The sequence below is a fragment of the Xanthomonas sp. SHU 166 genome (assembly GCF_000364685.1).
In the GTDB taxonomy this organism is placed as follows: Bacteria; Pseudomonadota; Gammaproteobacteria; order Xanthomonadales; family Xanthomonadaceae; genus Xanthomonas_A; species Xanthomonas_A sontii.
Map to the genome: position 1 here is coordinate 1 of NZ_AQOJ01000552.1, position 6025 is coordinate 6025.

Here is a 6025-nt window from a genome sequence, read left to right on the forward strand (position 1 = left end):
GTCGGCGCCGGCCGCGACGGCGGCGGCCGAGGCGCATGCGCGGATCCTGGCGACGATCCGGGCGATCCCGCCGGGCCAGGTGCGCGGCTATGGCGAGGTGGCGATGCTGGCCGGGTTGCCGGGACGCGCGCGGCTGGTGGCGCGCCTGCTCGGCGGCAATGCCGATGCCGCGCTGCCCTGGCACCGGGTGCTGCGCAGCGACGGCCGCATCGCCTTTCCCGAAGGCTCGCGCGGCTATCGCGAGCAATGTCAGCGCCTGCGCGCCGAAGGCGTGGCGGTGCAGGGCGGACGGGTGAAGCGTTCGCCGGCGCCGGCGCGCGATCTCGATGCCGAGGTCTGGGGGCCGCGCTAGCGAGGCGCGCCAGAACTGCGGGGCTCGTGTCTCGAAGCGCAGAAGACGCCGGCTGTGAAGGGCTTAGCCCCTCTCCCCCCGGGGAGAGGGGTTGGGGTGAGTGTAGGGGCGCGAAGCGCATGCGGTGTTTCAGCGGTGTTTTAGCTGCACGAGGCTGCGCCCCGTACCCTCATCCGCCCCTTCGGGGCACCTTCTCCCGGAGGGAGAAGGGGGTAAAAGCCCCTCTCCCTCCGGGAGAGGGGTTGGGGTGAGGGTAGGGCGCGAAGCGCGAGCGGTGTTTCGACTGCACGAGGCTGCGCCCTTACCCTCATCCGCCCCTTCGGGGCACCTTCTCCCAAGGGGAGAAGGGAACGCCAAGCCCCTCTCCCCCCGGGAGAGGGGTTGGGGTGAGGGTACGGACGCGAAGCGCATGCTGCATGTTGACTGCGCGAGGCTTCGCCCGCGCCCTTGACTGTCTCTTCGGCGCACCGCGCTCGCAATACCTCTTGGAAGAGCGTCGTTGGTCATCGCGTGCCGCTGCATTGGTTGGGGTGCATGCTCCAGCGAGCGGCTATGATGGAGTCAGTTGCCACGGACCCGACCATGTTTCCCAGACTTCCGCCCGTCACTAAAGCGCTTCTGATCGCAAATGTCGTGGTGTTCCTGCTGCAGCAACCCTTTTTGCTGGGCGACGCGACGTTCGAGCCGTTCATGCTGTGGCCGATCGGCGTCTTCGATGCGTTCTCGCCCGGGGAGAACTTCCAGCTTTGGCAGTTGCTGACCTACGGCTTCCTGCATGGCAACTTCCCGCATCTGCTGTTCAACATGTTGGCGCTGTACATGTTCGGTGGGCCGCTGGAGCAGACCTGGGGCAACAAGCGCTTCCTGACCTACTACCTGGTCTGCGTGGTCGGTGCCGGCCTGTGCCAGTTGCTGGTCGGCTGGTGGATGCTCAGCAACGGCAACGAGCCGTATCCGACCCTGGGCGCCTCCGGTGGCATCTTCGGCCTGCTGCTGGCGTTCGGCATGCTGTTCCCGAACCAGCGGGTGGTGCTGCTGTTCCCGCCGATCCCGATGAAGGCGCGGACCTTCGTGATCGTGTTCGGCGCGCTGGAACTGCTGATGGGCTTCACCGGCTGGCAGCCGGGCGTGGCGCATTTCGCGCATCTGGGCGGCATGTTGTTCGGCTGGCTGATGATCCGCTACTGGCGCGGCCAGCCGCCGTTCGGCAAGCGCAAGCCGCCGCGTCCGCGCATCGTGCGCTGAGCGAAAACGCCTGCCGCGCTGCTGCTCGTAGCAAGCGCGGCGCCGGCGCGGCGGCACGTTTTCCCGACTCCTGAACGCAAGACGGCGCGGTTGCCCGCGCCGTCTTGCTGTGTGTGCCTGGCCGGCGGCTAGCGCCGGCACCGGCTCACGGCCACAGGTGGATCTGTTCGGCCTCGCTGCGCACCATCGGCTGGCCGGGCTTGCAGGTGAAGGTCGCGGCGAAGGCGGGCAGGTTGACCAGCGCGCCGTTGGTGCGCCAGCGGCCGGGCGCGTGCACGTCGGCGGTGACCCGCTGCACGGCTTCGTTCGGCGACAGCTGCTGCGCCCACAGGCCGGCCCAGGCCTTGTAGAACGCCTGCTTGCCGGCCTCGTTGGCGGTCGGTTGCGCGGCGCTGTAGGCCTGCCAGGCCAGTTCGACGCTGCCGATGTCGGTCAGGTCCTCGTCCTGGGTCAGCGGGCCGTTGACCTTGGCGCCCTTCACGCCGGGGAAGTCGTAGGCGCCGTACTGCGCGGCGGTACGGGCGGCCAGCGCGTTCCAGGCGCTCTTGTCTTCCGGGGTCCACCAGTTGCGCAACTGGCCCTGCGCGTCGACCTGGCTGCCCTTGCTGTCGATGGCGCCGATCAGCTCGTGCGCGACCATCGCGCCGTAGGCGCCGTACAGCGTCGCGGCGTCGCCGCCGGCCGCGTACACCGGCGGCTGCAGCACCGCGGCGGTGACGATCAGGCGGTTCTGGGCGATGTCGTAGGTCAGCGCCGGCTGCTGCGGCAGCACGTCCCAGCGGCGGTCGGCGTTGCCCTTGCCGATGCGCTTCATCTCCTCGCGGTGACGCCAGGTGGAGGCGATCAGCATGTTGCCGCCGAAGCTGCCGCGGCCCATCGGCTGCAGGGTGTAGTCGAGGTCGCGGCGCGGCGCGCCGACCTCGATCTTCAGTGCGGCCAGCTTGGCCTGCGCCTCGGTGCGCGCCGGCTCGCTCAGCCAGGTGCTGCGCTTGACCGCGGCGATCTGCGCGTCGCGCACCTGGTCGGCGATGGTCTCGGCCTGGCGGCGGGTGTCGGCCGACAGGTAGCGGGCCACGTACTCGCGGCCCAGCATCGGGCCGGCGGCGACGTTGATCGCGTCCAGCACCTGCGCCCAGCGCGGCGGCGGCGCGACCTGGCCCTGCAGCACGCGGCCGCGGAACTCGAAGCTGGCGTCGCGGAAGCTCTTGGACAGGTACGGCGCCATCGCATCGCCCACGCGCCAGCGCAGGTAGGCCTTCCACTGCTCGGGCTTGATGCTGACGATCATGCCGTCGAGCTGCTTGAACATGTCCGGGTCGGCCATCGACACCAGGTCGTCGTTGACGCCCTGGGCCTTGAGGAAGGCGTCGAGCTGCAGGTTGCGGTACTGCTTGTTCAACTCCTTGGTGGAGATCGGCGCGTAGTTGTTGAACGGGTTGTTGATGCCGGACAGCGACTTGGCGCTGCGCGCCAGCGCGGTCTCGATCTGCAGCACCGACTGCGCGTCGGCCTCGAGGCGGTCGGCCGGGGTGCCGGTCAGGGTCAGGATCTGCTTGACGTAGGTGCGGTAGCGGCCCATCAGCGCCATGGTGTCGGCGTCGGTGCGGGTGTAGAAGGCCGGGTCGGGCAGTCCCATGCCGCCCTGCATGAAGTAGCCGATGTGGCGGTCCAGCGCCTTCAGGTCGACGTCGGCGCCGAAGTTGAACGCGACCGGGATGCCGATCTGGTGCAGCGCGGCGATCGAGGCCGGCACGTCCTTGGCCTTCTTGATCGCATCGATGCGACCGAGCAGCGGCGCGATCGGGTTGGAGCCGTCCTTCTCCACGGCGGCCTCGTCCAGGCCGCTGGCCCAGAAGTCGCCCAGCGCCTTCTGCACCGCGTTCTGCGGCGACTGCATGGAGGCGTCGAGCAGGTCGCGCTGCTGTTGCTGGGTGCGCTCGGCCAGCTGGCCGAGCGCGGTGACCGCGCCGGTCTGCGGCACCGGGTTCTGCTTCAGCCAGTCGGCGTTGGCGTCGTCGTAGAAGTCGCTGCAGGCGGCGCTGATCGGCGGGGCCTTGGGCGCGGCGGCGCGCTTCTTCTTGGGCGCGGCATCGGCGGCGGAGGCGAGGGCGATCAGGCCGAGGGCGACGGCGAGGGCAAGCGGACGGGCATTGGGCATCGGGAACGCATCCGGTCAGGATTAAAGTCGGCGGAGTTTAACAAGCCGCGGTGTGCAACTGTGGCGATGATGCGCGTCCACGTCCCCATCGGATTCAGCGAGGGACGCCGGCAGGCACGGGCGCCGGTGGCCGGGCAGGGCGGTCGGCATCGCCACCGCCGTCGCAGGCCGACGCCCACGCAAAGAAAAGGCCCGGACAAGCCGGGCCTTTTCGCGAGACGGCAGTGACGCCGTCGCTTACCAGATCACCACGCGCTTGTCGCCGCTGCGCACCATCGGCGCGCCCGGCTTGCACTGGAACGCGGTGGCGAAGGCCTCCAGGTTCGACGGCGCACCGATCGCGCGGAACTGCGCCGGGGCGTGCGGATCGGTGGTCAGGCGCACCATCGCGTTCTGCGGGGTGTACTTGGTGCGCCACACGGTGGCCCAGTTGATGAAGAAGTTCTGGTCGCGGCTCATGCCGCCGACCTTCGGGTCGTCCTTGCCCTCGGTGGCCTTCTTCATGGCGTCGTAGGCGGTGGTGATGCCGCCCAGGTCGGCGATGTTCTCGCCCAGGGTCAGCTTGCCGTTGACGTGCTTGCCGTCGACCTCGTAGCCGTCGAACTGCTGCACCAGCTTGCCGGTGAGCGCGGAGAACTTCTTGGCGTCGGCCGGGGTCCACCAGTTCTCGAAGTTGCCGGTCGGCCCGAAGCGCGCGCCCTGGTCGTCGTAACCGTGGGTCATCTCGTGGCCGATCACCGCGCCGATGCCGCCGTAGTTGAACGCGTCGTCGGCCTTGGGGTCGAAGAACGGCGGCTGCAGGATCGCCGCCGGGAACACGATCTCGTTCTGCAGCGGGTTGTAGTAGGCGTTGACCGTCTGCGGGGTCATGCCCCACTCGGTCTTGTCCACCGGCTTGCCGATCTTGCTGAGGTTGTACTTGTAGTTGAACGCGGTGGCGGCGCGCACGTTGTCCAGGTAGCTGTCGCGCTGGGTGCTCAGGCTGGCGTAGTCGCGCCACTTGTCCGGGTAGCCGATCTTCGGGGTGAAGGTCTTCCACTTGTCCAGGGCCTTGGCCTTGGTCTCGTCGCTCATCCAGGTCAGCTTCTCCAGGCGCGCCTTCAGCGCCTGGCTCAGGTTCTCGACCAGTTGCTGCATCTTGGCCTTGTCGTCGGCCGAGAAGGCGACCTTGACGTACATCTGGCCCATCGCCTCGCCGGCGCCCTCGTTGATGCTACCGAGCACGCGCTTCCAGCGCGGCTTCATCTCGGCCTGGCCGTTGAGTTCCTTGCCGTAGAAGGCGAAGTTTTCCTGCGCGAAGGCGTCGCTCAGGTACGGCGAGGCGCTGTCCACGGTGTGGAAGCGCAGGTAGGCGCGCCACACCGACGGGTCGGTGTCGCCCAGCGCCTTGCTCACTTCCTGGTGGAAGGCCGGGATCGCCAGCGAGAACTTCTCCGGCACGGCCACGCCCTGCGACTCGAAGAACTTGGTCCAGGGGAAGTTCGGGGTCAGCTTGTCGGCATCGGCCGGGGTGACCGGGTTGTAGGACAGCTCGGCGTCGCGCGAGAGCTGCTCGCTGGACTTGGACACCTTGGCCAGGCGCGTTTCCAGCGCCACCACGTCCTGCGCCTGCTTGGCCGCGTCGGCCGCCGGCACGCCGGCCAGCTCCAGCACCTTGGCCACGTGCGCCTGGTAGGCCTTGAGCTTGTCCTGCTTGTCGGCGTCGAAGTAGTAGCTGCGGTCGGGCAGGCCGAGGCCGCCCTGCATGGCGTAGGCCATGTTCATCGCCGAATTCTTGAAGTCCGCCTCGGCGCCGAAGCCGAACAGGCCGTTCTCGCCCTTGGCCGCGCTCTGGCGCAGGTACTCGGCCACCGCCGGGCCGTCCTTGAGGCCGTCGATCGCGGCCAGGTCGGCCTTCAGCGGCGCGATGCCCTGGGCGTTGATCTTGGCGTCGTCCATGCCCGAGGACCAGAAGTCGCCGACGATCTTCTCCACGCCCTGCGGGTTGGCCGCGGCGGCGGCCTGTTCGGCCAGCTGGTGCTGCGCCGCGACCGAGCGCTCGTCCAGGATCGAGAACGCGCCCCAGCTGCTGCGGTCCTTGGGGATCTCGTTGGCGGCCAGCCACTTGCCGTTGACGTAGCCGTTGAAGTCGTCGCAGGCGTTCTTGCCGGCGTCCAGGTCGTCGACGTTGAAGGCGTTGTAGGCCGGCAGCTTGCTGGTGTCGAGCTTGAGGTCGGTCGACGCCGCGGCCGGGGCGGCGGCCGGCGCGGGCTTGGCGGCGTCGGCGGCGG

The 6025-nt window shown here is 69.0% G+C and carries 4 protein-coding genes; 2 read left to right on the forward strand and 2 right to left on the reverse strand.

What is annotated here, in order from left to right:
- The coding region (locus D180_RS14075) for an MGMT family protein (protein WP_017913304.1) at positions 1-352 on the forward strand (352 nt) is incomplete at its 5' end.
- 582 nt (positions 353-934) lie between these two features.
- Complete coding sequence (locus tag D180_RS14080) at positions 935-1597, forward strand: rhomboid family intramembrane serine protease (RefSeq protein ID WP_043091004.1); 663 nt, start codon at positions 935-937, stop codon at positions 1595-1597.
- A gap of 145 nt (positions 1598-1742) precedes the next feature.
- Here the strand turns inward: D180_RS14080 and D180_RS14085 are convergent, their stop codons facing one another.
- Positions 1743-3755: a M13 family metallopeptidase gene (locus tag D180_RS14085; protein WP_017913306.1), complete on the reverse strand. Its 2013-nt coding sequence runs from the start codon at positions 3753-3755 to the stop codon at positions 1743-1745.
- A 237-nt stretch (positions 3756-3992) separates the two neighbouring features.
- A partial coding sequence (locus tag D180_RS14090) for a M13-type metalloendopeptidase (protein WP_017913307.1) occupies positions 3993-6025 on the reverse strand: 2033 nt, incomplete at its 5' end.